The organism is Dechloromonas denitrificans (assembly GCF_001551835.1).
Lineage (GTDB): Bacteria > Pseudomonadota > Gammaproteobacteria > Burkholderiales > Rhodocyclaceae > Azonexus > Azonexus denitrificans.
This window is the reverse complement of record NZ_LODL01000019.1, coordinates 110,524-135,884: the sequence shown is the minus strand read 5'-3', so window position 1 is coordinate 135,884 and position 25,361 is coordinate 110,524. Positions and strand designations below refer to the sequence as shown.

Below are 25,361 nucleotides of genomic sequence, written 5' to 3'. Positions count from 1 at the left end.
CCTGCGCGATGGGTCCGGCCGGCCTCAATCGCGGCACCTCGGGCAATGTCAGCGTGCGCAGCGGCGACGGCTTCTACATCACGCCGACCGGCATGCGCTATGAACAACTGGTCGCCGACGACATCCCGCTGATGGCACTCGACGGTTCGCACCAGGGCCGGCGCAAGCCCTCCTCGGAATGGCGCTTCCATCGCGATCTGTACGCCGCCCGGCCGGAAGTCGGCGCCGTGCTGCACGCCCATTCGCCGTTTGCCGTCAGCCTAGCCTGCCTGCGCCGCGATATTCCGGCCTTCCACTACATGATCGCCCGCTTCGGCGGCGACAGCATCCGCTGCGCCGACTACGCCATTTTTGGCTCCGCGGAACTGTCCACCGCAGCAATGAGCGCCATGCAACAACGCAAGGCCTGCCTGCTCGCCAACCACGGCCTGCTCGTCGCCGGTCGCGACCTCGACGAGGCGCTGGCCCTGGCCGTCGAACTCGAAGAACTGTGCGAGCAATACTGGCGCGCCTGCCAGCTCGGCCAGCCGGTACTGTTGTCGGCCGATGAGATGGCGGCCGTACTGCAAAAATTCGCCAGCTACGGCCAACAATGAAACACGACCTTTCCCGCTGGCTGCACAACCATCAATTCAGTGCCGGCAATCCGGCCGCCGAGCGCGGCACCCGCCTGGTCATGTGGATCACCGTCGCCACCATGCTGGTCGAGATCGTTGCCGGTTGGTGGTACAACTCGATGGCCCTGCTCGCCGATGGCTGGCACATGAGCTCGCACGCGCTGGCCATCGGCCTCGCCGCCTTCGCCTACGGCGCGGCGCGCAAGTACGCGGCCGACCCGAGCTTCGCCTTCGGCACCTGGAAAATCGAGATCCTGGCCAGCTACACCAGCGCCATCGCCTTGCTCGGCGTCGCCGGCATGATGGTCGTCGGCTCGCTCGAACGCCTGTGGTCGCCGCAAACCATCCACTACCCGGAAGCGATTGCGGTGGCGGTGCTCGGTCTGGCGGTCAACCTGGCCTGCGCCCTGATTCTTGGCCATTCGCATGAAGGCCACGGGCACGACCATGGTCATGCCCACCACCATCACGACCACGACCACGAGCATGCGCACGCCCACGAAGACCTCAACCTGAAGGCGGCCTACATCCACGTCATCACCGATGCCGCGACCTCGGTGCTCGCCATCGTCGCCCTGCTCGGCGGCTGGTTCTATGGCTGGGCCTGGCTCGATCCGGCGATGGGCCTGGTCGGCGCCGTACTGGTCGCGCTGTGGGCGAAGAACCTGCTGCTGCAATCCGGCCGCGTGCTGCTCGACCGCGAGATGGACCACCCGGTGGTCGAGGAAATCCGCGAGGTCATCGCCCAGTTGCCGGCCGCCGGCCAGACCGAACTGACCGACCTGCACGTCTGGCGCGTCGGCGGCGGCGCCTATGCCTGCGCCCTCAGCGTGCTGACCCACGACGAGGGCCTGCAGCCGCTCGACATCCGCCAGCAACTCGCCATTCACGAAGAGATCGTCCATGCGACGATCGAGATCCACCGCTGCGACACCTGCAGCGACATACCGCCAGAAGCCTGATGCGCCTCGAAGAAATCCGCCAGCAGCTACGCGCCGCCGGCGCCAAGACCTGCCATGAAGAGCGCGTGCTGCGCGCCTGGACCCAGAACGTCGGCCTCGACACCCGCCACCGCAAGGCCGAAGACTTCCTGCCACGCGCCGTGCGCCAGCTACTGCCGGCGCTGACCGGCCAGCTCGACGGCCTGGCCCGCCTGCGCTCGGAACACCCAGGCGAAGACGGTTCGGCCCGCCTGCTCGTCGAACTGGCCGACGGCCAGACGGTCGAAAGCGTGCTGCTGCCACGCGACGGCCTCTGCGTCTCGACCCAGGTCGGCTGCGCGGTCGGCTGCCTGTTCTGCATGACCGGCCAGGAAGGCCTGCTGCGCCAGGTCGGCAGCGCCGAAATCGTCGCCCAGGTGGTGCTGGCCCGCCGTCGGCGCAAGGTGACGCGCGTTGTCTTCATGGGCATGGGCGAACCCTCGCACAATCTCGACAACGTGATGGAAGCGATCGAAACGCTCGGCACGGTGGCCGGCATCGGCCACAAGAACCTGGTCTTCTCGACGGTCGGCGACCGCCGCGCCTTCGAACGGCTGCCGCAAGGTCCGGTCAAGCCGGCGCTGGCGCTGTCGCTGCACACGACCAAGGCCGAGCTGCGCACCAAGTTGTTGCCGAAAGCGCCGCGCATCGACCCCGACGAACTGGTCGACCTAGGCGAGCACTACGCGCGCACTACCGGCTACCCGATCCAGTACCAATGGACGCTGCTCGCCGGCATCAACGACAGCGACGAGGAAATCGAAGGCATCATCCGGCTGCTCAAGGGCAAGTACGCGATGATGAATTTCATTCCCTACAACAGCAACGAAGGCCTGGGATTCGAGCGCCCGTCCTGGGAGCGCGCCAGCCAGCTGGCCGGCCGCCTGCACCAGAGCGGCATCCTCGCCCGCCTGCGCAACTCGGCCGGGCAGGATGTCGATGGCGGCTGCGGCCAGTTGCGGGCCCGCGCTACGGCAGCAGACGGGACAACACTGCGGGAAAAGCCGCTCAAGCGTATCGCCCGGGCCGGCTGAGCCGGCGCCTCAGCTCAATTCGTGCCGTTCGCGCTCGATGCGGGCGATATAGCGCTGGATGCGGTTTTCGGCGCCGGCCGGCAGGTTCTTGAAGGCCAGGCCGATGCGCCAGTGGCGGCTGCCGCTGCGCGCTTCCAGTTCGGTCATGTGGTGCACGCTGGCCGCGAAGGAAAGCTCGTTGGTGTCATCCGGCAGCTTGCAACGGCAACTGGGCAATTCGTCGCCGAGTTGCAGGCCCTCGGGCAGGCTGGCGACGCTGAGGCCGATGCCGGATACCGAAATGTCGTGCGCCGACAGATTGAGCGCCGCACTGCCCGGCCGGCTGGCGATACATTGCAGCGGCTTGACGCGCGGCGTCTCGATGCGGAAATACTCGCGCCGCTGCAAACGGACCAGAGTCTTCGGCAAATCGACGGCAAAGGCCTTGCCGCCCTCGTAATTGATCTCGCGGGCCGGGCCGCTCGAGAACTGCACCTGGATGCCACCCGGCCGACCGACAAAGACCGTGCGCTCGCTGGTCAGCAGGCGCCGGTTGGTTTCGCTGCTGCCGCTGCAGTCGAAGACGAGCCGCCCGCTGGCCGGTTCGACGGCGAGCAGCGTGGTCAGGAAAGACTCTTTGCCGGCGTTGAACTGCAGCGCGAACGAATCGCGCTCCTTGGCAAAACTAAGCAGCATGAACTGGATCGGAATCCGGCCGGCAATGTGAAAACGTTCTTCGATTTCAGCTTCGGAGAGCTGGGCAATCTGGCTCATGCAAGTTCCAGCACGCGCAGCAAGGAGGCCGTATCATCCCGCCCCCAGCCCTGCGCCATCAATGAATTCAACTGTTGGTCGACCGCGGCGGTCAACGGCATCGGCACCCCGCTTTGGCGCGCCGCTTCGCGCACCAGGCCGAAATCCTTGTGATGCAGGCGGGCTTCGATGCCCGCCGCAAAATCGCGTTTTACCATGCGCTCACCCATCACGTCGAGCACGCGGGAGGCGGCCGAGCCGCCAGCCAGGGCCTGCTTGACCTTGGCGCAGTCGACGCCGGCCGCGGCGGCCAGGCGCATGGCCTCGGCCGTGGCCTGGATGGCAGCGACCATGATCATCTGGTTGCAGGCCTTGGCGACCTGGCCAGCCCCGTTCGGGCCGATGTGGACGATGCGCTGGCCCAGGCAATCGAGCAAGGGCCGCACCCGCTCCAGCACCGCCGCCTCGCCACCAGCCATGATCGCCAGCGTCGCCTCGATGGCGCCCTGGGCGCCGCCGGAGACCGGCGCATCGAGCATGTGAATCCCCTGCTCGCCCAGGCGGGCGGCGATCCGCCGCGCCACGTCCGGCGCGATGGTCGAACAGTCGACCAGCACGCTGCCCGCCGCCATGCCCTCGCACAGGCCATCCGGTCCCAAGGCGACGGCCTCGACATCGGCGCTCGAAGTAATGACCGTGAACACCACCTCACATTGCCGGCCGAGTTCAGCCGGCGTTGCACAGATCGTGGCGGCCAGACCTTCCAGGCTGGCCGGACGGCGGGCCCAGACGTGCAGTTGGTGGCCGGCCCGCTGCAGGTGCAGCGCCATCGGCCGCCCCATCACGCCCAGACCGATGAAGCCGACTTTCATGCCTGTCCCGACAGCCGTTCGAGCAGCTTGAGGACGGCGATCGAGTCTTCCTCGCCCATCCCGGAGCCGACCATGGCGTTGAACATCTGCGCCGTCGCCGCCGAACCGGGCAGGCAGAGGCCGAGTTCGTGCGCCGTCTGCATCACGATATTCAGGTCCTTCTCGTGCATCCAGCTCTTGAAGCCCGGCTTGAAATTACGGTCGAGCATGCGCTGGCCGTGGTTTTCGAGAATTTTCGAGTAGGCGAAGCCGCCGAGCAGTGCCTCGCGCACCTTGCTGCGGTCGACCCCGTTTTTGGCGGCAAAAGCAAAGGCTTCGGCCACCGCCAGCACGCCCATGCCGGTGACGATCTGGTTGGCCGCCTTGGTGACCTGGCCGGCGCCGCTGCCGCCGACATGGACGATGTTCTTGCCCATGCACTCGAAGGCCGGCTTGGCGCGGGCAAAGGCTGCCTCGCTGCCGCCGGCCATGATCGACAGCGTGCCGGCAATCGCCCCGACCTCGCCGCCGGAAACCGGGGCGTCCATGAAGTCGATCCCGACCGAGGCCAGTTCGTCGTGGATATTGCGGGCGGCGGCCGGCGCGATGGTGCTCATATCGACCGCAACCAGCCCGGCTGATGCTCCCGGCGCGGCCTGGCGCAGCACGTCGAGCACGTCGGGGGCATCCGCCACCATCGAGATGACCAGTTCAGCGCCGCGCACGGCTTCGGCCGGGCTGGTCGCCGTGTCGGCGCCGGCTTCCTGCAAGGGCAGCATGGATTCGGCGCGGCGCGCCCAGACGGTGACATCATGGCCACCCTTGAGAAGATTGAGCGCCATCGGGCGCCCCATGATGCCGAGGCCGAGAAAAGCGATTTTCATGCTGGACTCCAAGTCGATGAGCTTGAAATTCTCGGGCTGCCCCGAGCGGCGGTCAAGTCCGGCCGACCGGATCAGTCCGGCGCAATTCCCGGGCGCAGTGAATTGAGCATGTCGACCACCCCTTCGGCCGGCATCGGCCGGCAGAAATGGAAGCCCTGGACACGCTCGCATGCCATCTCGCGCAGCGAACTGACTTGCGCCGAGTTCTCGACGCCTTCGGCGACCAGGCGCAGGCCGAGCGAGCCGCCGAGGGCGATGATCGAGGCGACCAGCGACGCGGCATCGGCATCGGATTCCATGTCGGCGACGAAGCTGCGGTCGATTTTCAGGCGATCGATCGGGAAACGGCGCAGATAGGACAGCGAGGAATAACCGGTACCGAAATCGTCCACCGCCAGCTTGACGCCCATCGCCTTCAATTCTTCCAGCGTCGTCACCGACGAATCGGCGCTGTGCATGATGGTGCTTTCGGTAATTTCCAGTTCCAGGCGCTCGGCCGGCAAACCGGACTCGGCCAGCACGGCGCGCACCGACTGGGCGAACTCAGGCTGGCGAAACTGGTAGGCAGAAATATTGACGGCAATTTCGCCCATGTCGATGCCGGCGTCGAGCCAGGCCTTGGCCTGCCGGCAGGCGGTGAGCAGCACCCAGTGGCCAAGCGGCAGGATCAGGCCGCTGTCTTCGGCGACCGGGATGAAGTCGGCCGGCGGAATCATGCCCAGCTTGGGATGCTGCCAGCGGACCAGCGCCTCGACGCCGACGATGCGGCCGCTCGGCAGATCGAGCTGCGGCTGGTAATGCAGCAGCAGTTCGTTATTGGCCAGCGCCTCCCACAACTCGCTTTCCAGATGCAGCCGCTTGTTGGCAGCCGCGTTCATCGGCGCCGCGAAGAACTGGTATTTGTTGCGGCCGTTGGCCTTGGCGTAATACATCGCGGTATCGGCATTGCGCATCAGCGCTTCCGGCGTATCACCGTCGCCCGGGAACAGGCTGATGCCGATCGACAGGCTGGTATGCAGCGGGTGGCCGTCGATCTCGCAGGTCTCGCTGACCGCCTTCATCAGCGCCTGGACATTGGTCAGCACGACATCGGTATTGGGAACGTTTTCCAGCAGCAGCACGAACTCGTCGCCGCCCAGCCGGATCACCTGGTCGAATTCGCCGGCCACCTGCAGCAGGCGGCGGGCCACTTCGCACAGCAGGCGGTCGCCGGCATGATGGCCGAGCGAATCGTTGACCATCTTGAAGTTGTCGAGGTCGATGATCAGCACGGCCAGTTGGCTGCCGTTGTCGCGTGCCGCACTCAGCGCCCGCTCGAAGTAGTTGCCGAGCGCAACGCGGTTGGGCAGGCCGGTCAGTGGGTCGTGATGGGCCAGATATTCAATGCGCGCTTCCTGTGCCTTCTGGGCACTGATGTCGGAGAAGACGGCGACGTAATGGGTCGGTACATCGCCTTCGCAGACCGCGTTCAGCCTGAGCAGGCGGGGAAACAGCTCGCCGCTCTTGCTGCGCCCCCAGATTTCGCCTTCCCATTGGCCGGTATCGCGCAGGCCGGACCATAGCTTCTGATAGAAATCCGGGCCATTGCGCTCGGAGCACAGCAGTTCGGAAGACTGGCCGATGATTTCGGCCGTGGTGTAACCGGAAACCTGCTCGAACGCCGGGTTGACCGCCAGGATGCGCTGATCGGCATCGATCACCAGCACCGCTTCGGAGGCATGATGAATGATTTTGCGATGCAGTTCGATCTGCTCGCCGGCCAGGCGCAGGCTGCGCCGCAAGGTCTGCAGGCCGAACAGGACGAGGCAGGAAAACAGGCCGGCGGTGAGCAGCGGCAACCAGGAGATGGCCGGCATCGCTGCCCCGGTATCGAGGCCCGACTGAGCGGCCGGCGGAACGGCGGTCAGCAGGCCATAGGCGACCACCGACCAGACCAGCGCAATTGCGCCCAGCGCCACCATAACGAGTTTTCGGCCAGCGACAGCCGGGTTGTGCATCAAGATTGAAACGACCCCAAAAACTGCTAAATTCGAATTTGTGGGCCGGGAGTGTAACTGAGGCACAACAATGTTTCAGTGTAAAAATTCACAGTTGCATGGAATAACCTCTGGTCATATGCAACAGGCACAAGCAATCATCACAAGCGACTGATAAAAAGCAATTTTTCACCAATTGCCTAGCTGCAACACCCACCGCCATCGCTCTTCTTGACGCCCATTTTGGCCAACAGTTTTTCCGGCGGGCAAAACCCGGTGAAGCCGCTTTGCAGTAAATTGAAACCGACAAAAGCGGTAAACGCGAGAAACCACTTCGAAATGAATATCGGACTCTCCTCGATGCCCAGTGCCAGTGAGATCAGGACAAAAGTGCCGGCCATGATGCGGATGATGCGTTCGGTGGTCATGATTGATGTTCCTTCCGGAAAGCTGAGAAATAGAGCACGGGGATGACGACCAACGTCAGCAGGGTCGACACCAGGATGCCGAAGATCAGGCTGAGGGCCAGCCCGTTGAAGATCGGGTCGTCGAGAATGAACAGCGCGCCGAGCATGGCGGCCAACGCGGTCAGCGCGATCGGCTTGGCGCGGACGGCGGCCGACTGGATCACCGCATCGTGAAAGTCCATGCCGGCGGCGACCTGTTGCTTGATGAAATCGACCAGCAGAATCGAGTTGCGGACGATGATGCCGGCCAGCGCGATCATGCCGATCATCGAGGTGGCGGTGAATTGCGAACCGAACAGCGCATGGCCGGGCATGACGCCGATGATGGTCAGCGGGATCGGCGCCATGATGATCAGCGGTACCAGATAGCTGCCGAAGTGGGCGACGACCAGCAGGTAAATCAGGATCAGGCCGACCGCGTAGGCGATACCCATGTCGCGGAAGGTTTCGTAGGTGACCTGCCACTCGCCATCCCATTTGACGCTGTAGCCGGCATAGGGATCTGGCGGCTGGCGGATGAACCATTCGCCGAGCCTGCCGCCCTCCGGCAGCGCCATGCCGTTGATCTGGCGGCGGATGTCGAACATGCCGTAGAGCGGCGAATCGAGCTGGCCGCCCATGTCGCCGACGACATAGACGACCGGCAGCAGATCCTTGTGGTAGATCGCTTTCTCGCGGGCCAGATCGCGCACTTCGACCACTTCCGACACCGGGATCAACTGGCCGTCACGGGCCCGGACCCGTAATTTCAGCAAGGCGTCGAGCGACGACTGCTTCTCGGCCGGCAGCGTGATACGGACCGGGATTTCGAACTTCGCTTCGGTATTGCGGGCCGGCGTCACATCCTGGCCGGCCAGGCCCATGCTGACCACTTCGACGATGTCGCTCTGCGCCACGCCGAGCAACGCCGCCTTGCTTTGCAGCACGTGCAGCACGGCCTTGCGCGAATCGGCCTCGATATAGTCGTCGACCGCCACGATGTCGGCCGTTTTCGCGAAGGCGGCCCGCACCTGCTTGCCGACTGCCATCTGGCCCTTCATGTCCGGACCATAGATTTCGGCGACGATCGGCGAAATCACCGGCGGACCCGGCGGTACTTCGACGACCTTGGCGACGCCGCCGTTGCGCTGGCCGATGGCCTCGATCCGCTGGCGCAGCGAGACAGCGATCTGGTGGCTCTGCCGCGAACGGTGATGCTTGTCGGCCAGATTGACCTGGATGTCGCCCTTTTCCGGCGCGGCGCGCAAATAGTACTGGCGGACCAGGCCGTTGAAATTGATCGGGCTGGCCGTGCCGGCATAGGCCTGGTAGTTAACAACATCGGCCTCGCCGGCCAGCTCGCTGCCGATTTCATGCAGCACCCGCGCCGTTTCCTCGAGCGGCGTGCCGACCGGCATGTCGACGATGATCTGGAATTCGCTCTTGTTGTCGAAGGGCAGCATCTTCAGCACGACCAACTGGAAGTAAGCCAGCGACACCGAACCGAGGATCAACAGGACGACGGCGATGGCCAGCCGAAAACGCATGGCGCCGCCCCTGAGCGGGTCGAGGAAGGGCGTCAGCAGCTTGCGAAAGGTTGAGTCGAGGCGGGTGTCGAGCTTCGACACCTTCGGCTCGCCACTGGCCTGGCCATGGGATTTCATCAGCTTCGCAGCCAGCCACGGCGTAACGATGAAGGCGACGGCCAACGAAATGGCCATGCCCATCGACGAATTGATCGGGATCGGGCTCATGTACGGCCCCATCAGGCCGCTGACGAAGGCCATCGGCAACAGCGCGGCGATCACCGTCAGTGTCGCCAGGATAGTCGGGCCGCCGACTTCATCGACGGCACCGGGAATGATTTCAAGCAACGTCTTGTCCGGATACAAGCCCTGCCAGCGATGAATGTTCTCGACGACGACGATGGCGTCATCGACCAGGATACCGATCGAGAAGATCAGTGCGAACAGCGACACCCGGTTCAGCGTGAAGCCCCAGGCCCAGGAGGCGAACAGCGTCGCCGCCAGGGTCAGGGTCACGGCGACGCCGACGATCACCGCCTCGCGCTTGCCAAGCGCGAAGAAGACGAGCAGCACGACGAAAGCGGTGGCGAAGATCAGCTTGCCGATCAGCTTCTGCGCCTTTTCAGTCGCCGTCTCGCCGTAGTTGCGGGTCACCGTGACTTCGATGCCGTCCGGGATCACGGTGTTTTTCAGGCTTTCGATGCGGTCCACCGCAGCACTCGCCACATCGGCCGCATTGACGCCCGGCTGCTTCGACAGCTGCATGGTCACCGCCGGGAATTCGCCGTCCTTGCTGCCGAACCAGGCATAGGCCTTGGGCTGGTCCGGGCCGTCCTGCACCGTCGCCAGGTCGCTGAGGAAAACCGGCTTGCGGTTGCCGGCCTCGCCGCGCACGGCGACGACCAGTTGCTTGACGTCGCTGGCCGATTCGAGATAGCTGCCGGTCTGGACCAGTACCTCGCGATTGCCGGCGGTCAGGCTGCCGGACGACTGCAGCGCATTCGACACTTTCAGCGCGCCGGCGATGTCCTGCGGCGTCACCGCGTAAGCATTCATCCGCTCGGCATCCATCAGCACGCGGATGGCGTGCGCCGGCCCGCCGATGGTGGACACGTCGCGCGTCCCCTTGATCCGCTTCAGTTCGATCTCGACGGCGCGCGCCACCTGCTGCAGGTCGAAGGCCGAGCGGGCCGGATCACGCGTCCAGAAAGTCAGCGAAACGATCGGCACATCGTCGATGCCGCGCGGCTTGACGACCGGCTCCTGGACACCGAGATTGGGCGGCAGCCAGTCGCGGTGCGAATGCACGGTGTCGTACAGGCGGAGCACCGCATCGTTGTATTTGACGCCGACGTCGAACTGCACGGTAATCACCGCCATACCGGGGCGCGCCATCGAGTACACGTGCTCGACCCCGTGCATGCGCGACAGCACCTGCTCGGCCGGGCGGGCGACGAGGTTTTCGACATCCTTGGCCGAGGCGCCGGGGAAGGCCACCAGCACATCGGCCATCGTCACGTCGATCTGCGGCTCTTCCTCGCGCGGCGTCACCAGCGTCGCGAACAGGCCGAGCAGAAAGGCGACCAGCGCCAGCAAGGGCGTCATGCGCGAGGCCTGGAAAGCCCGCGCGATGCGTCCGGAAATACCGAGATCCTTACTACTGCTCATAAACGGCTTACTTGCCTTTCAGTTTCATGATGCCGAGCGCTTCCATGACGATCTTTTCATAGACCGTCTCGGTCGTGCCTTTCTTCATCTTGTGCATGAAATATTTCTCGAAGCCGACCTTGGCCAGATGCACCCACTTGCCATGCGAGAACCAGTTGACGTTGCGCGGCGGAATTTGCGGCAGGGCGACGAAGGCCGCCCCGTTGTCGCCGAAATCGGCCAGACAGACCGCATTCCAGGTCGCCTTTTCGGTCGGTTCCCGGCCATCGAGCACGGCCCGGATATTCCTGGCGGTGGCCGTCACCATCGATTCGATCATGTAGCCGGTCTTCGGCGTCCCGGTCGGGATCGGTGTCGCCTCGACCGGCGGGATCGCGACACAGACGCCGATGGCGTAGATGTTCGGGTACTTCGGGTTGCGCTGGTAGGGATCGATCAGCACGAAGCCGCGCGGATTGGTCAGCCCCTCGATGCCGAACACCGCATCGACCCCCTTGAAGGCCGGCAGCATCATCGAATACTTGAAGGGCAATTCGTGCTCCTTCTTCGGCTTGCCATCCTCATCGTGTTCGGTGACGAACATCTTGCCGGCCTCGACGCGGCTGACCTTGGCATTGCAGATCCACTTGACGTGCTTGTCGCGGAAGATCGACTCCATCAGGCCCTTGGAATCGCCGACCCCGCCCAGGCCGAGATGGCCGATGTAGGGTTCGGCCGTGACGAAGGTCATCGGCACCTGGTCGCGAATCTTGCGCCGCCGCAGGTCGGTCTCCATGATCATCGCGAACTCGTAGGCTGGCCCGAAGCACGAAGAGCCCTGCACCGCACCGACGACAATCGGCCCCGGCTCGGCAACGAACTTCGCCCAGGCCTCGGCGGCATGGGTCGCATGCTCGACGTGGCAGATCGACTGGGTATGCCCCTGCGGCCCCAGCCCTTCGATTTCGTCGAAAGCGAGCTTGGGGCCGGTCGCCATGACCAGGAAGTCATAGGCGATACGGCGGCCGTCTTCCAGTTCCAGCGAATTCTCATCCGGGTGCAGGCGCTTGGCCCCGACCGGGATGAAATCGATATTGTGCTTTTTGAGCAGCGGCTCGATCTCCAGCTCGATTTCCTCGCGCTGGCGCCAGTTGACCGCCACCCAGGGGTTCGAAGGAACGAAATGGAATTTCGCCGTATTGGCGATCACGGTAATCCGATCGCCCGGGTGTGCTGCCTCACGCATCTCGTAAGCCATTGGCATTCCACCCAGCCCAGCACCGACAATCACGATATGAGCCATACAACCTCCTCCAAGTTTCGACCCCGTTCGGGGCAACGCCTGACTGCGCTCGCCGGGTGTGCCGGTTTATTTTTTTCCTGACAGGTCCTTGAGCGAAATACCTGCCTTGATCGGGTCGGTCACCACCTGGTCGCCGGCGGCCAGCCCGGCCAGCACTTCGATCTCGCCCTGCCCGACGGCATCGCCCAGACGCAGCTGGCGCAGACTCAGGCGGCCGTCGGCGGTTTGCACATAGACGGCGGCGACTTCGCCGCGGCGCAGCACGGCAGCGGCCGGCACGGTCAGCTTCTCGGCCTGGCCGATGACGAAATGGACGCGGGCGAACATGCCCGGCGTCGCTTCCGGCACTTCCGGCAAGCTGACCCGCACCTGCGAGACATGGGTCGTCGCATCGGCCGTCGGCAACAGTTTGACCGCCGTCGCCGCCACCCACTTGCCGAGTTCCGGAAATTCGACGCGCGCCGTCGTCACCCGGCGCATTTCCTGCAACCGGTATTGCGGCACGCTGGCCGTGACGCGCAGGCCGCCCGGTTCATAAATGGTGAACAGCGGCTTGCCCGGCGTCGCCATGTCGCCCATTTCGGCATGCCGCCGGGCGACGATGCCGTTCATCGGCGAAACGATATTGGCGTGGCTCTGGCTGGCCCCGGCCGCGGCGCGATTGGCACCGGCCGCATCGAAGTCGGCGCGGGCCTTGTCGAGCGCGGCCGAACTCATGAATTTCTGGGCAACCAGGTTTTTCGTCCGCTCGTAACTGACCTTGGCGTTGGCGTATTGCGCCTCGGCGGCCCGAGCCGCTTCTTCGGCTTCACGCGCGTCGATGCGCATCAGCAACTCGCCTTTTTTGACGCTCTGCCCGGCATCGGCCTTCACTTCGAGGACCCGGCCGGCCACCTGAGCGCCGACCGTCGCCTGCTGCACCGCCTCGACCAGCGATTCGGCGGGAAAGGTCAAATCGACCGCGTGCGGCTTGACGACGACCAGCGGCAGCCCGTCGGCGGCAAGGGCTGCGGTCGACACCATGAAAAGGGCAAAAACCAGCCGGGAAAACAGTTTTGTATTCATATATATAAGAATACTCTGATTTAGATCAGTAAAGCAAGGCAAGCCCGGCCGGGGCCTTGATTTCCTTCAGTTTTCCTGGATCGGTGCCTGCCTGGGCAGGGTCAAGGTAAATGCGGTGCCACGCCCCGCTTCGCTATCCACCGTCAACTCGCCGCCAAGCAGCCGCTGCGCCAGGTTGAGGACGATGGAGAGGCCGAGGCCGCTGCCGCCCTGACCCAGACGGGTCGTAAAGAAGGGATCAAAAATGCGCGGCAAAATCTCGGCAGGGATACCGACACCGTCATCGACAAAACGGATCTCGATCTGACCATCGGCCAGGCTGCGCGCGCCGATCCGGATGCAGCCGGCGGCCTGGCCGACGAAGGCATGCTGCAGTGCGTTTTCGACCAGATTGACGACAATCTGGCCGAGCCCGCCGGGGTAGCTGTCCATCGTCAGCCCCGCCTCGGCCGCCAGTTCCAGCCGGTAAGGCACATGTTTGAACAGCGGCTCCAGCGTCATCCGGATTTCTTCGAGGGTGGTCGCCAGATCGAAGCTGCGCCGGCGATCACTGGTCTGATCGACCGCCACCTGCTTGAAATTGTGGATCAGGTCGGCGGCCCGGTGCAGATTGCGCTCCAGCATCGCACCAGAATCGCGCATCGCGACGACGAAGGCGTCGAGCCGCGAACGACTGAGCGGTCCGGCGGCCAGCGCCGCTTCAAAATCCTTGATGTGCTGGCGAGCCGTCGTCGCCACCATCAGCGCATTGCCGATCGGCGTATTGATCTCATGCGCCACCCCGGCCACCAGGCTGCCGAGTGCCGCCATCCGCTCGTTGCGGGCCAGCACTCTCTCGGTCGCCCGCCGTTCCTGAATCTCGCTTTCCAGCTGCCGCGTCCGCTCGAAGACCCGTGCTTCCAGCTCGGCATTCAACTGCTCGTAGCGCTGGTTGGCCGCCTGCAAGGCAACCTCGACCCGCCGCCGTTCGGTGACATCGACGCCGACGCTGAACATGCCGACCGGCTGCCCCGCCGCATTGCGCACCACCCGGTTGTGCCAGGAGACCCAGACCCGCTCGCCATTCTTCTTGATGTTCTCGTTGAGGTTGATCTCGTAGGCCTCCGGATGCCGGAAGATTTCCGCCATCAGATCGGCCAGATCGCGACCGTCCGATTCGAGCGGCGGCACGATGGTGCCGACGACCGACCGGCCGATGATTTCATCGCCGTGAAAACCGAAGAAGTTCTGCCCGTACTCATTGAGGAAAAGCACCGTGCCGTGGTTATCCCACTTGAGCAGGATGCTCGCTGCCGAATCGACCAGTTCGCGGTATTTCTCCTCGCTGGCCTGCAATTCACGGGTGCGCAGCGCCACCTCGCGGCGCAACAATTGCGGCTGGCGCAGGCTGAGGTAGGCAGCCAACGCCACCAGCGAAGCGATGAGCAAACTTCCCGCCGCATCGAGCAGCAGATTGCCGCGCCCATACCAGCCGCGCTCCGGCCCGACGCTGAGCACCCACTCGCCATTCGGCACCGGGATGCTGACCTCGACCGGGTCGTGCAAGGGCAGATCCGACGAGCGGGCAAAGACCTGGCGCTGCTTGGCACCCGGTGGAATGCGCCACAACTCGTAGTGGAAGCCCGCTTCCTCAAGGCCGTTCAAGGGCGTCGCCACCAGCAAGTCAGGCACCCGGATCAGGACCTGAACCAGCCCCCAGAACGTTTCCTCGCCATCCTTGCCCTTGAGGAAGACCGGATTCCGGCCGATGACGCCAACGCCGCCCTGGCGCAATTCGAAGGGTCCGGTCAGCCCGAGCCGGCGATTCTCGATCACCAGCCGGGTTTCCGGCCCCTGAATCGGGTCTTTCAGCGGGCTGAAACCGATCACCCGTTCATTGCCGGGCAACGGCTCGATGCGGCTGATGGTGCCGCCCGGTGCCAGTTGCAAGGCAGTAATGCCGCCGAACAGATTGATCAACTCCTTGGCCAGCGTCGAAAAGTCGTCGATTTGTCCGCCGCCCTGGCGCAATACGGCAATCAGTGCATTGGAAGCGGACAGCGAACGATCGAGGCGCTCGCCGAGGTCATGGGCGACGGCCGAGGCCAGCTGGCGAGCCTGGATCTCGCTCTGCTGGCGCCGGGCGTGCTCGATGCTGTAGGCGCCGAGGGCAGCGAGCAGGCCGGCGACGATGAAAGCGAGTAAGGCGCCGAGCAAGGCCCAGCGTCGCTCCTGATGCGCCCGGTCATCGAAACCACCCGCTTGCAAGGACATATTCGCCCTCCTCTGACCCCTATGTCACCACAACTTCAACTGGCTTGCCAGATGTTCCTGCATCGCGTTTCATGAATCCACCAGCTGCACAACGCGCCCAGCGCCGCGCACAGCGTGACCACCAGCAGGCCGGCCCGCCATGAGGCGACATCGTAAAAACGGGTGCCGCCCAGCATTTCGCCCTGCCAGCTCAAATCCATCACCCAGCCCACCGTCGGCTGCAGCAGCGCGGCAGCGAGAAAACTGCCCATATTGGTGACGCTGGTCGACATCCCCGACAACAGCGGCGGATTCACCTCCTTGGCGCAGGCCCAACTCAGGCTCATGCCGGCAGTGGTCAGCCCGGTCAACGCAAACAGCGCATAGGAAACGGCCAGCGGCATCTTGATGCAGGACAGGAAGACCAGGAAGATCAGCACCAGCAGATGCGAAGTCACCAGCAACACCGGCTTGCGCCGGCCGAGGCGGTCGGACAGCGTGCCGACGAAAAAGCAGCCGACGGCAAAGCCGCCGAACCACAGCGACAGATGGGAGGCCGCCACGTTGCGGCTCAAACCATGCACCTGCATCAGATACGGCGTCGCCCACAGGCCGGCAAAAGTAAAAAAGGCACCGCACATGCCGGTATTGAGCAGCGCGGCCGGCCAGGTCGCCCGGTTTTTCAGGACCGTCCGCAAACCGTTGAGCACCACCGTCCGGTCGACGCGCGGCGCCTCGATGCCGCCCGCCACCAAGCTGGCCGGGCGATCACGGACGAGCAGCCAGCACAGCACGCCGAGCGTCATCGACAAGCCGCCGACGCCGAGGAAGACGCCCCGCCAGCCGGTGGCCTGGGCGAGCGCCGAAAGCGGTGCGCCGGCCAGCACCGAGCCGAGATTGCCGACCAGCATGCAGATCCCGACGATGGTGGCAAAGCGCCGCTCCTCGAACCAGACGGCAATCAGCTTGAGCATGGCGATGAAGGTGACAGAGACGCCGAGGCCGATCAGCGTCCGCCCGACCAGCGCCACATCGAGGCTCGGCGCGAAGCCGAACAGGAAACTGCCGAGCCCGCCGACGATGCCACCGAGAGCCAGAATCCGTCGCGGCCCGAGGGTGTCGGCCAGGATGCCGGTCGGCACCTGCATGATCGTATAGACGTAGAAATAGGTCGCGGCCAGCACGCCGAGCGAGGCGGCCGATGTCTGGAAGGCGGCCGCCAGATCCTGGGCGATGCCGGCCGGCGCGAAGCGCTGGAAAAATGACAGGACATAGGCCGCCGCAACGACGGCCAGGATGAGCCAGCGGCGGCGCCGCTGCTCCGGACCAAGGGTGTCCATACCGACTCTCTCTGGGGATTTATTTTATTTTGGCGCCCTGTGCAGGGCGCTCCGGGTCAAACCAGGTCTTACTTGTGGCTCAGCACCCACTTGGCCAGCGTTGCCGCTTCGGCCTCGGTGACATTGTTCGGCGGCATCGGCACGGCGCCCCACTCGTTCTTGCTGCCGTTCTTGATCTTGGCCGCCAGCGCCGCCTCGGCCCCCTTTTCGCTGGCCCGCTTGGCGATCACATCCTTGTAGCTGGGGCCGACGATCTTCTTGTCGAACGCATGGCAGGTCATGCAGTTCTTGGCCTTGGCCAGATCTTCCGAAGCCAGGGCGGAGCCGGCGACGAGACCGGCGACCAGCAGCAGGGCGAAGTTTTTCTTCATTTTTTTCCTCCGAGTCGTGACGAACCGGTCAGGATGCCGGTTTTCAGGTGCAGTCTAACCCGCGCCGAAAATGCAGCCTAGCCCCAGGGCCACGCTGCAAACCGGCTCAGGCGACGCGGAACAGGCGACCGAACTGGACCGTGGTCAGAACATCGCGGACTGCCGGCGGGCACTCGACGAGGGCAACCGTGCAACCGAGCTGACTGGCCCGGTCGCGCAGGATGAGCAGCATGCCCAGCCCCGAACTGTCGAGGTAATCGAGGCAGGCGCAATTGACCCGGACCTCGGGGACCGTCACCCGGCCCAGGAAATGATCGAGCGCCTCGACAAATGCTTCCCGTTTGGTGAAATCGAGGCGACCCGCCAGATGCATGACGGGGGTGCCGTCATCCGCTTTCAGGCAATCGATTTTCATGCAAGCCTCCCGACCGGCAATCTATTGTTTTTCCAGCCCAAGCCATCTCACTACTCAAGCTGAATACTACGCCGCCGGCAGGCGGAAGCAAGCCTGCCTCAGGCCGCCATTTCGATCAACAGGGTTTCGATTTCCAGGCGGCCGACCGGGCCGGCCATGGCGATCAGCGTAAAGCCGGGCTTGAGCAGGAATTCGTGATCGGGATTGAATTGCCATTCGCCATTGCGCTCGCGCACGGCGAGCAGCACATAGTTGGCGCTGCGCAGCTTGAGCGCCCCCAGAGCCTTGGGAATGAAGCCGGCCGGCACGGTGACTTCCTCGACCCGCAGATTTTTCTCCGACTTGAGCATTTCATCGAGGAAGGAGACGACATGCGGCCGGATCATCGCCGAGGCGATGCGCATGCCGCCGGTGAAATCGGGCGACACGATGGCATCGGCGCCGGCTTTGCGCATTTTCTCGATATTGCGGGTTTCCTGGCAGCGGGCGACGATGCGCACTTCCGGCTTCAACTGCTTGGCGGTGATGACGATCATCAGGTTGCGCGAATCGTCGCCGGTCACCGCGAAGACACCCTTGGCATCGGCCAGGTCGGCGGCATTCAGGACATCGTCGTCGCTGGCATCGCCATGCAGGTAAAGCAGGCCGGGGTTCTTTTCCTTGTACTCCTGCAGGTTCGCCATCTCCTCGTCGATAGCAACGTAATGGCGATTGGTCGCCTCCAGTTCGTGGGCGATGTTCCGGCCGACCCGGCCGAAGCCGCACAGGATGTAATGACCTTTGAGTTTCTTGATTGTCTTTTCCATGCGTTTTCTCTGCAGGGTTCCATTGAGGTCGGTTTCGAGCAGCGCCACCGTCACCACCGAAAACAACATCGACAGGTTGCCGGCGCCGAGGATGCCGATGACGACGGTCAGCACTCGGGCCGGCTGGTTGCTCGACATGTCGATGATTTCACCGTAGCCGATGGTAGCGACGGTGATGAAGGTCATGTAAAAGCAGTCAAACCACGAATACTTGCCCTCGGTCAGGTAATAGTAGCCAGCCGTGCCCAACACATGGACGACGACCAGGCCGGCCAGCGCGATGTAGAGCAGGCGAAAGATGTAGCTGACCTGCGCGGCCTTGACGGTTGATGACACGGCCAGGCCCGCTTAGTCGGCCACGGGCACGGACTGGGTCGTGAAGATCACCGCCTTGCCGCCATCCATGTTGGCATGCAGGGCTTCGACCAGCGGCGGGTTGATCGCGGCATCGGCTTCCCACTTGACGACGAAGTTGGCGCCGGAGCCGCCGGAGGCGTCGTTCAGTTCGACGAACAGTTCAAGCGTACCGAGCGGCGGCAGTACGGCCGGGCCACTGACCCGTTCGCCGAGCAGCTTGCCCTGGGTATCGAAATACTTGGCGGAGAGGATGCGCAACGGCCGCTTGCTATCCGTATTGCGGATGCTGACCAACGCCGAGAGCTGGACGAACGAAGCCTTGCCACTCCGCCCCAGGTTGCCGTAGAGCATGTGCGAATAGATCGGCAGATAGACGCTCTGCCCCTTGCTCAGCGGCCGCGCCTCCTGGGCGATGCCGGCGGTGGACAGGCCGCAAAGGCAAAAAACCAGAGCGAACAAGCCGGTGCGCATATTTTTCATTTGTTTCATGATTCCCCCTGTTGCCACCGATGCGACGTCAGCGCCGGTCCGGACAGAGGGAAATCATACCTGCTCCGCGCCGCCCGCGGCGCCTGCCGGCCGATTCGACACTTCAGACCGTCTGCAGCAAATTGCGCAGCAAGCCGCCGAGCAGGCTCCAGTCGAGCGGCTTGGCGATGTAATCCGCCCCCAGATCGTAGGCACGCTGGATGAAGGCCGGCTCGGTGTGACCGGTAACCAGCACCACCGGAATCTCGCCGCCGCGGCGCTGGCGAATCGCCGAGCACACCGCAAAACCGTCCATTTCCGGCATTTCGACATCGAGCAGGATGATGTCGAACGGCGTCCGTTCGAATTCATTGAGGGCGGCCTTGCCGTTGTCGACCACGGTCACGGCAAAGCCCTGGCCGGCGAGGGCGGCCGGCATCAGCAGGCCGACGGTGGGATCATCGTCAGCGACGAGGACCCGGTATTCAGGCTGAGTCACGTTTCTTTTCCTCCTCCAGGGCAGCCAGGCCGTCCCTGACCCGCTGCCACTCTTCGTGGATGGCGAACAGGCGCCGCCGAACCGCCGACTGGTCGCCGGCCAGGCTCAGGCTTTCGAGTTCGCGCAGGCCTTCGCCGAAGACATTGGCGCCGACATTGAACGAACTCGACTTCAGGGCATGCGCCGCCTGGGCCATTTGTTTCAGATCGCCAACCTGCCAGGCCGCTTCGATATTCTGCATTTCGCGGCTGGCCGCTTTCAGGTAGGCGGTCAGCAACTGGCCGACCAGTTCATCGGCCTTGTCCGGCGACAGGGCCCGGATCTTGTCGAGCGCGGCCGGATCGAGCGCCGCTGGGGCCGGCGGCAAGGCCGGGCTGGCGACACTGGCGACCGCTTCCCGCCGTTCGGCCGGCAGCCAGCGCTGCAGCACGGCGAACATTTCATCGCCGGAAAACGGCTTGGCCAGGTAATCGTCCATGCCGGCGGCCAGGCAGCGCTCGCGGTCGCCCTGCATGGCATTGGCAGTCAAGGCGACCACCGGCAGATGCCGGCCGCTGTCCGCCTCCCGCTCGCGCAGCAGGCGGGTCGCCGCGAAACCGTCGAGCACCGGCATCTGGCAATCCATCAGCACCAGATCGAAAGGCTCGGCAGCCAACATCTCCAGCGCCTGGCGGCCGTTAGCTGCAATGCCGGCGGCCAGGCCGAGCCGCTCCAAATGGGCCTGGGCGACAATCAGGTTGCTTTCATTGTCTTCCGCCACCAGCACCCGGCCGCGCAAGCGCGGGCGGGCGACGACGGCAGGCCGCCCCGCCGGCTGCGGATGCCGCGCCAGGGCCTGGGCGATGGCCGCGAACAATTCGGCCTGCAGCACCGGCTTGGTCAGGCAGTCGGCAATGCCGAGCCGGGCCCGCTCCGTGGCCTCGATCGACTCGATCGCCGAAGAGAGCACGAGCAAGCGCAGAGCCGCCAGACGCGGATCGTTGCGAATCTCGGTCGCCACCTGCAGGCCGCTCAAGCCCGGCATCTGCATGTCGAGCAGCAGCAAGGCGAAGGGCTCACCGGCTTCGGCTGCGGCCCGCAGCCGATCCAGGCCCTCCCGACCGGAGGCCGCGGTTTCTGCTTCGAAGCCCCGGCTCTCGACCTGGGCGAGCAGGATGTCGCGGTTGGTCTGGCTGTCATCGACGATCAACAGGCGAGCCCCGGTCGTCAGCGGGCTGGCGGGCGGAGTGCAGTTTGCCGCCTGGCCGTGCGGCAGGCACAGCTCGACATGGAAACTGGAGCCGGCCCCGGGGCGGCTGTCCAGCCGCATGCTACCGCCCAGCATGCCGACCAGGCTGTGGCAGATGGCCAAGCCAAGGCCGGTCCCGCCATATTTGCGGGTCGTCGAACCGTCGGCCTGGGCGAAGTGCTCGAACACTTTCTGCTGCGCCTCGGCGGCAATGCCGATCCCGCTATCGCGGACGGTCAGCGTGAAGGCCAGGCCGTTTTCATCGGCGCGGTGCACGGCGAGAGCGAGCACGATTTCACCGTGTTCGGTGAATTTGACGGCGTTGCCCAGCAAATTGGTAATGATCTGGCGCAGCCGCAAGGCGTCGCTGCGCACCACCAGCGATTGACCGGTCGGCAGGTCGGCCAGCAGCTCAAGCCCTTTCTTGTGGGCCGGCTGGGCGAACAGCTCGAGCGATTCCTCGAGCAGCGTCCGTAAATCGAAATCTTCATCTTCCAGCACCAGCTTGCCGGACTCGATCTTCGAAAAATCAAGGATGTCGTTGATGATGCCCAGCAGATGCCGCCCGGAACGCTCGACGGCCTCGACGAATTGCCGCTGGCTGGGTTCGAGCCGGGTGTCGAGCAACAATTCGGTCATGCCGAGCACACCGTTCATCGGCGTCCGGATCTCGTGGCTCATCGTCGCCAGAAACTCGCTTTTCGCCCGGCTGCCGGCTTCGGCCGCATCCTTCGCCTGGCGCAACTCGCGGGTCCGCTGCTCGACCATCTGCTCCAGGCTGCCGAGATGCGAGGCCAGCCAGCGGTCGCGTTCGCGCACCTGATCGATCATCGCGTTGAACCCATCGCCCAGTTGATCGAGTTCGGCGACGCCGCTCGGCGTGACCCGGCGGTCGAACTGCCCGGCCGACACCTCGGCCATCTGCCGGGCAACGTCCTGCATCGGCGCCAGCAATAGCTCGATTTGCCGCTGCTGCCAGCGCAGCACTAGCCGCAATGCCAGCCCGCCCGCCAGCAGAAGCAGCCCGACCAGCCAGAGCAGTTGTTGATCGAACTCCGCCGGGTCGAGTTGGCCCCGAATGCGCAACCCGACCGCCAGACACAGAACAAGTACGCTGAACAAGCCAAGGGTCATCAGCAAGACGCAGCGGTTGAGGCGAGCCAGCCGGGCCCGCAAAGATGCCCGGGGATCGCCGATCACGCCGCCCTCGCGGCCGGCAGTCCGTCACTCCAGCGGGCCTCGGCGGCCGCCTGCCAGACCTCGCGAAAACAATCCTGCAAATACCAGCGCAGGCTGGCCGGCACCGGCACCGGCCGCCCCGCCAGGCGAATGCTCAGCAACTCTTCGAGCACGGTGGCGACGCAGGACAGGTGGCTGGCCCCGACATTGGCGGCCGCGCTGCGCAAGGCATGTACCTGCCGGCATTCGGCCGCATCGTCGCCGCGCGTCGCCAACCAGACTGGTTCCCAGCCGGCAAAGTGGTCGACAAACAGGCCGACTGCCTGCCACCAGAGTTCAGGCTGTCCGAGCATGCGGTCGACCGCCGGCGCGACATCGAAACCGTTCAGTGAAGTCGGAACCGCCATTTCAGGCCGACCTTGCGGAAAAACAGCGAAGCAGTCGTAGCAATTGGTTCATCGGCTAATTGTTGCAGCAAACGGGAATTTGAACATGCCAGCATGGTAAATCAAGCCCGGTTTTTTTACCTTGGATTACAATTCGTTCCTTCAGGCTTTTCAAGCATTCAGCCCCATGCGCCAGACTGCACTTATCGTTGAAGACGATCCCGCCACCCGCCATATCCTTGGCACCACCCTGGCCACTGCAGGCATCGGCGCGATCTACGCCGAAAATGGCGCCGCCATGTGGCGCCAGCTTGGCGAAAACCCCGACGTCATCATTCTTGATCTCAGCCTGCCCGATGCCGACGGCCTCGAGTTGCTGCGCCAATTGCGCCAGCAATCCGAAGTGCCGGTGCTCATCCACTCCACCCGCTCCGATGAAATCGAGCGCATCATCGGCATCGAAATCGGCGCCGACGATTTCCTGCCCAAACCGTGCAACCTGCGCGAACTGCTCGCCCGCACCCGCGGCCTGCTGCGCCGCAGCCAAGGGCGCAACCCGCCGGTCCTGCGCGGCGAAGCACGCAACATCCAGTTCGGCCCATGGACGCTCAACACCGCCTCGCGCGAACTGACCCACAACGAAGGCCTGTCCAGCCCGCTCGGCGTTTCTGCCTTTGCGCTGCTCAGCGCCTTCCTGGAAAACCCGTTCGCGCCGCTTTCCCGCGAACAACTGTCGCGCGTCCTGAAGCGCGAATATGTCGCCTACGATCGCATCATCGATGTCCACGTCAGCCAGATCCGCCGCATTCTCGGCAAGCAGGCCGACGGCAACGCTTTCATCAAGACCTTGCGCTCGCAGGGCTACGTCTTCATCGCCGACGTCCAGAACGCCCAGTAGTTCGCCCGCCGCCGAGTCCGGCGGTCGACCGGCCAAAACAAGCAAAAACCGCCCCGAAGGGCTAATAACGCTCGGCTCCTGGATTCCCGCTTTCGCGGGAATGACGCTTAACTGAACGGTATTAGCCCCGAAGGGCGGTTTTTCATTGCTTGGCGACTAGCGGCTGACCTTACACCCGCCGACGGTATTCCCAGTACAAGGCACCGAGCTTTCCCGGTTGATCAGCCACTTGCCGCCGACCTTGATCAGCTCCAGGCTCTTCTGCGTCGTGTCCTTGTACTGATTCGACTGATAGACCTGGCGGAATTCGGCGAAGGCACGGTCCGGGCCGTCCAGCCGGATCTTGATGTCGTGCAGCTCGACGCCGATGTTGTCACGGGTCGCGATCCGGCTGCGCCGTAGTTGCGCCCAGTCTTCGCGGCTCAGGCCGCCGTCCGGGGTGAAGCTGGGGGCGTAGAAGGCGAGGTAGTCGTTGTAGTTCTTGGCGGCCCAGGCGGCGGCCCAGGCGTTGACCTGGGCTTGCAGTTCGCCGTCGAGGCTGGCCGGCGGCACGGCGGCGGCAGGGAGCGCCGGCTTGCTGTCGAGTTGGGCCATGGCGCGGGCGTTGAGGGTTTCGCGGTTGCTGGCGACTTGGGTGATGGCTTCAGCCGGGCAGAATTGGCGGGCGTCGCTGCCGGCGAGTTCGTTGGCGGCCGGGTCGCGGGCGTCGAGTTTTTGCAGGCCGAGGACTTCGAGCAGGGTGCCCATGCCGGCGTAGGTGCGCAGGTAGGCGAGGCTCAAGTCGGTGTCGGCGTTGACGGCGTTGCGGCGGGCGCTGAGCAGTTCGTTTTCGGTGTCGAGCAGGTCGAGCAGGGTGCGTTGGCCGACGTTGAATTGGTCGCGGTAGGCGTCGCGGGTTTTTTCGAGCAGGCTGACCTGGGTGGCGAGGTAGGTGCTTTGTTCTTTCAGGCGCTGGACGTCGTTGTAGGCGATGGCGAGGGTTTGCCGGGTGTCGCGGCAGGCTTTTTCGCGTAGATCGACGGCGAGGTGCTTGCGTTCGATGTATTGCTTTTCGCGGGCGCGGTCGCTGCCGCCGTTGAAGATATTCCAGCTGACGACGAGTTCGGCGACGTTGTAGTTGCGTTGACCGTCGACGCCGAGGTAGTTGTTGGTGTTGTCGGTGCGGGCCCGGAAGTCGAGTTTGGGGCTGTAGGCGGCACGGCGGACGTCGATGTCGCGTTCGGCGGCTTCGATGTTTTCAACGGCGGCGAGGAGGGCCGGGTTTTTTTGGTAGAGGGTGTCGAGGGCGGCTTTTTGGCTGGCCGGCAGTTGGTTGCCGAGCTGGCTGGGGGGGAGCACGGTGCCGGGGGGCTGGCTGTTGATCAGGCGCTGGTAGCGGGCGGTGACGTCGTGCAGGTTGGCGGTTTCGGTGGTCAGGTTGATTTCGGCGAGGGCGAGGCGGCTGCCGGCTTGTTCGAGGTCGACGCGACGACCGACGCCGCTTTGGGTGCGCCGGATGAGTTGTTCGTGGGTGGCTTTGTGCTGGACGTAGTTGTCTTCGGCGAGATTGACCAGGAAGCGGTAACGGAGGACGTCGAGGTAGGCGCGGGCGGCTTCGAGGGCGACGTTTTCGGAGGCGTCGAGCAGTTCGTAGTAGCGAACGAGGCGGGCTTTGTCGAGGCGACGGACTTCGTTGTGGGTGGCGAAGCCGTCGAAGAGCATCTGGTTGAGGCTGAGCAGGTAGCTGCTCCGACTGTAGTCGTTACGGTCGCGCAGCGGCGGTTGTTGCAGGGTTTCCCGGCCACCGCCGGCGGTCAGGTCAACGCGCGGCAGGAAGCCGCCGCGAGCCACCCCGATTTCTTCTTCCGCCGCCTTGTAGTTGTGCCATTTCGAGGTCACTTCCGGGCTGTTCAGCACCGCTTGCTGCGCCACCTCCTTCAGCGTCGCCGGCAGCGACGTCTGGGCAAGGGCGGGGAAAACGGTAGCGAGAAGAAGGACGAGAATGGCGTTCTGTTTCATGGGCGGTCAATCGAAATCGGCTGTCGGTCAGCCAGACAATCAGCCCGCCAAATGCAAAAAACAGGGCAGAAATTAGCGGGATAAGGAATTACTGATACAACTTCAAATCTGAAGCCCGCCAAT

22 protein-coding genes are annotated in these 25,361 nt (G+C 64.3%); 4 read left to right on the top strand and 18 right to left on the bottom strand.

The window, feature by feature from the left end; all coding sequences use genetic code 11:
- Positions 1-8: 8 nt before the first annotated feature.
- From AT959_RS08460 to AT959_RS08450, 3 genes are read left to right on the top strand one after another with little or no spacing between them, the layout of a single operon-like run.
- A complete protein-coding gene (locus tag AT959_RS08460; RefSeq protein ID WP_066883025.1) occupies positions 9-596 on the top strand; it encodes a class II aldolase/adducin family protein in 588 nt (195 codons plus the stop codon).
- Positions 593-1,579 (top strand): CDF family Co(II)/Ni(II) efflux transporter DmeF, encoded by a 987-nt coding sequence (gene dmeF / locus AT959_RS08455; protein ID WP_066882558.1) that lies wholly within the window; start codon positions 593-595, stop codon positions 1,577-1,579. The genes AT959_RS08460 and dmeF overlap by 4 nt, the downstream gene beginning before the upstream one ends.
- The gene (locus tag AT959_RS08450) at positions 1,579-2,631 is read left to right on the top strand and encodes an RNA methyltransferase (RefSeq protein ID WP_066882557.1); all 1,053 of its coding nucleotides are present in this window, start codon (positions 1,579-1,581) and stop codon (positions 2,629-2,631) included. Before dmeF ends, AT959_RS08450 begins: the two co-directional genes overlap by 1 nt.
- 9 nt (positions 2,632-2,640) lie before the next feature.
- Here AT959_RS08450 and AT959_RS08445 read toward each other — a convergent pair whose 3' ends face one another.
- The 17 genes from AT959_RS08445 to AT959_RS08365 all read right to left on the bottom strand — a co-directional run bounded on the left by AT959_RS08445 (position 2,641) and on the right by AT959_RS08365 (position 22,363).
- The gene (locus AT959_RS08445) at positions 2,641-3,384 is read right to left on the bottom strand and encodes a flagellar brake protein (RefSeq protein WP_066882556.1); all 744 of its coding nucleotides are present in this window, start codon (positions 3,382-3,384) and stop codon (positions 2,641-2,643) included.
- Complete coding sequence (locus tag AT959_RS08440) at positions 3,381-4,235, bottom strand: NAD(P)-dependent oxidoreductase (RefSeq protein ID WP_066882555.1); 855 nt, start codon at positions 4,233-4,235, stop codon at positions 3,381-3,383. The genes AT959_RS08445 and AT959_RS08440 overlap by 4 nt, the downstream gene beginning before the upstream one ends.
- Positions 4,232-5,098, bottom strand: a complete 867-nt coding sequence (locus AT959_RS08435) for an NAD(P)-dependent oxidoreductase (RefSeq protein WP_066882554.1) — start codon at positions 5,096-5,098, stop codon at positions 4,232-4,234. The genes AT959_RS08440 and AT959_RS08435 overlap by 4 nt, the downstream gene beginning before the upstream one ends.
- 71 nt (positions 5,099-5,169) lie before the next feature.
- Positions 5,170-7,059, bottom strand: a complete 1,890-nt coding sequence (locus tag AT959_RS08430; protein ID WP_066882553.1) for a putative bifunctional diguanylate cyclase/phosphodiesterase — start codon at positions 7,057-7,059, stop codon at positions 5,170-5,172.
- A 215-nt stretch (positions 7,060-7,274) separates the two neighbouring features.
- A complete protein-coding gene (locus AT959_RS08425; protein ID WP_066882552.1) occupies positions 7,275-7,502 on the bottom strand; it encodes a YgaP family membrane protein in 228 nt (75 codons plus the stop codon).
- Entirely contained in the window at positions 7,499-10,714 is a 3,216-nt protein-coding gene (locus AT959_RS08420; protein ID WP_066882551.1) for an efflux RND transporter permease subunit, read from the bottom strand. Before AT959_RS08420 ends, AT959_RS08425 begins: the two co-directional genes overlap by 4 nt.
- Before the next feature lie 7 nt (positions 10,715-10,721).
- Positions 10,722-11,996 (bottom strand): NAD(P)/FAD-dependent oxidoreductase, encoded by a 1,275-nt coding sequence (locus AT959_RS08415; protein WP_066882550.1) that lies wholly within the window; start codon positions 11,994-11,996, stop codon positions 10,722-10,724.
- A 66-nt stretch (positions 11,997-12,062) separates the two neighbouring features.
- Positions 12,063-13,061: an efflux RND transporter periplasmic adaptor subunit gene (locus tag AT959_RS08410; RefSeq protein ID WP_066882549.1), complete on the bottom strand. Its 999-nt coding sequence runs from the start codon at positions 13,059-13,061 to the stop codon at positions 12,063-12,065.
- A 66-nt stretch (positions 13,062-13,127) separates the two neighbouring features.
- The gene (locus AT959_RS08405; protein WP_066882548.1) at positions 13,128-15,314 is read right to left on the bottom strand and encodes a sensor histidine kinase; all 2,187 of its coding nucleotides are present in this window, start codon (positions 15,312-15,314) and stop codon (positions 13,128-13,130) included.
- A gap of 35 nt (positions 15,315-15,349) precedes the next feature.
- Positions 15,350-16,633 (bottom strand): MFS transporter, encoded by a 1,284-nt coding sequence (locus AT959_RS08400; protein ID WP_066882547.1) that lies wholly within the window; start codon positions 16,631-16,633, stop codon positions 15,350-15,352.
- A gap of 68 nt (positions 16,634-16,701) precedes the next feature.
- On the bottom strand, positions 16,702-17,004 hold the full coding sequence (locus tag AT959_RS08395; RefSeq protein WP_066882546.1) for a c-type cytochrome: 303 nt from the start codon (positions 17,002-17,004) through the stop codon (positions 16,702-16,704).
- Between the two features lie 106 nt (positions 17,005-17,110).
- A complete protein-coding gene (locus AT959_RS08390) occupies positions 17,111-17,419 on the bottom strand; it encodes an STAS domain-containing protein (RefSeq protein WP_066882545.1) in 309 nt (102 codons plus the stop codon).
- Between the two features lie 98 nt (positions 17,420-17,517).
- Complete coding sequence (locus AT959_RS08385; RefSeq protein ID WP_240481789.1) at positions 17,518-18,561, bottom strand: potassium channel family protein; 1,044 nt, start codon at positions 18,559-18,561, stop codon at positions 17,518-17,520.
- A gap of 12 nt (positions 18,562-18,573) precedes the next feature.
- Positions 18,574-19,071: a DUF3124 domain-containing protein gene (locus tag AT959_RS08380; protein WP_066882543.1), complete on the bottom strand. Its 498-nt coding sequence runs from the start codon at positions 19,069-19,071 to the stop codon at positions 18,574-18,576.
- Between the two features lie 103 nt (positions 19,072-19,174).
- Positions 19,175-19,549, bottom strand: a complete 375-nt coding sequence (locus tag AT959_RS08375; RefSeq protein WP_066882542.1) for a response regulator — start codon at positions 19,547-19,549, stop codon at positions 19,175-19,177.
- Positions 19,536-21,977: a hybrid sensor histidine kinase/response regulator gene (locus AT959_RS08370; protein WP_157651256.1), complete on the bottom strand. Its 2,442-nt coding sequence runs from the start codon at positions 21,975-21,977 to the stop codon at positions 19,536-19,538. Before AT959_RS08370 ends, AT959_RS08375 begins: the two co-directional genes overlap by 14 nt.
- The gene (locus AT959_RS08365; protein ID WP_066882540.1) at positions 21,974-22,363 is read right to left on the bottom strand and encodes an Hpt domain-containing protein; all 390 of its coding nucleotides are present in this window, start codon (positions 22,361-22,363) and stop codon (positions 21,974-21,976) included. The genes AT959_RS08370 and AT959_RS08365 overlap by 4 nt, the downstream gene beginning before the upstream one ends.
- A 166-nt stretch (positions 22,364-22,529) precedes the next feature.
- Here AT959_RS08365 and AT959_RS08360 point away from each other — a divergent pair, with 166 nt between their 5' ends.
- Positions 22,530-23,240 (top strand): response regulator, encoded by a 711-nt coding sequence (locus AT959_RS08360; protein WP_066882539.1) that lies wholly within the window; start codon positions 22,530-22,532, stop codon positions 23,238-23,240.
- A 156-nt stretch (positions 23,241-23,396) separates the two neighbouring features.
- On the opposite strand, the gene AT959_RS08355 is transcribed toward AT959_RS08360, so the two are convergent.
- A complete protein-coding gene (locus tag AT959_RS08355) occupies positions 23,397-25,238 on the bottom strand; it encodes a TolC family outer membrane protein (protein ID WP_083518298.1) in 1,842 nt (613 codons plus the stop codon).
- Between the last annotated feature and the right edge of the window lie 123 nt (positions 25,239-25,361).

Coding starts and splice junctions, on each gene's coding strand:
- AT959_RS08460 (WP_066883025.1), top strand. CDS start 9: ATGGGTCCGGCCGGCCTCAATCGCGGCACCTCGGGCAATGTCAGCGTG.
- dmeF (WP_066882558.1), top strand. CDS start 593: ATGAAACACGACCTTTCCCGCTGGCTGCACAACCATCAATTCAGTGCC.
- AT959_RS08420 (WP_066882551.1), bottom strand. CDS start 10,714: ATGAGCAGTAGTAAGGATCTCGGTATTTCCGGACGCATCGCGCGGGCT.
- AT959_RS08365 (WP_066882540.1), bottom strand. CDS start 22,363: ATGGCGGTTCCGACTTCACTGAACGGTTTCGATGTCGCGCCGGCGGTC.
- AT959_RS08395 (WP_066882546.1), bottom strand. CDS start 17,004: ATGAAGAAAAACTTCGCCCTGCTGCTGGTCGCCGGTCTCGTCGCCGGC.
- AT959_RS08400 (WP_066882547.1), bottom strand. CDS start 16,633: ATGGACACCCTTGGTCCGGAGCAGCGGCGCCGCCGCTGGCTCATCCTG.
- AT959_RS08410 (WP_066882549.1), bottom strand. CDS start 13,061: ATGAATACAAAACTGTTTTCCCGGCTGGTTTTTGCCCTTTTCATGGTG.
- AT959_RS08435 (WP_066882554.1), bottom strand. CDS start 5,098: ATGAAAATCGCTTTTCTCGGCCTCGGCATCATGGGGCGCCCGATGGCG.
- AT959_RS08380 (WP_066882543.1), bottom strand. CDS start 19,071: ATGAAACAAATGAAAAATATGCGCACCGGCTTGTTCGCTCTGGTTTTT.
- AT959_RS08355 (WP_083518298.1), bottom strand. CDS start 25,238: ATGAAACAGAACGCCATTCTCGTCCTTCTTCTCGCTACCGTTTTCCCC.
- AT959_RS08440 (WP_066882555.1), bottom strand. CDS start 4,235: ATGAAAGTCGGCTTCATCGGTCTGGGCGTGATGGGGCGGCCGATGGCG.
- AT959_RS08405 (WP_066882548.1), bottom strand. CDS start 15,314: ATGTCCTTGCAAGCGGGTGGTTTCGATGACCGGGCGCATCAGGAGCGA.
- AT959_RS08450 (WP_066882557.1), top strand. CDS start 1,579: ATGCGCCTCGAAGAAATCCGCCAGCAGCTACGCGCCGCCGGCGCCAAG.
- AT959_RS08430 (WP_066882553.1), bottom strand. CDS start 7,059: ATGGTGGCGCTGGGCGCAATTGCGCTGGTCTGGTCGGTGGTCGCCTAT.
- AT959_RS08390 (WP_066882545.1), bottom strand. CDS start 17,419: ATGAAAATCGATTGCCTGAAAGCGGATGACGGCACCCCCGTCATGCAT.
- AT959_RS08415 (WP_066882550.1), bottom strand. CDS start 11,996: ATGGCTCATATCGTGATTGTCGGTGCTGGGCTGGGTGGAATGCCAATG.
- AT959_RS08360 (WP_066882539.1), top strand. CDS start 22,530: ATGCGCCAGACTGCACTTATCGTTGAAGACGATCCCGCCACCCGCCAT.
- AT959_RS08425 (WP_066882552.1), bottom strand. CDS start 7,502: ATGACCACCGAACGCATCATCCGCATCATGGCCGGCACTTTTGTCCTG.
- AT959_RS08445 (WP_066882556.1), bottom strand. CDS start 3,384: ATGAGCCAGATTGCCCAGCTCTCCGAAGCTGAAATCGAAGAACGTTTT.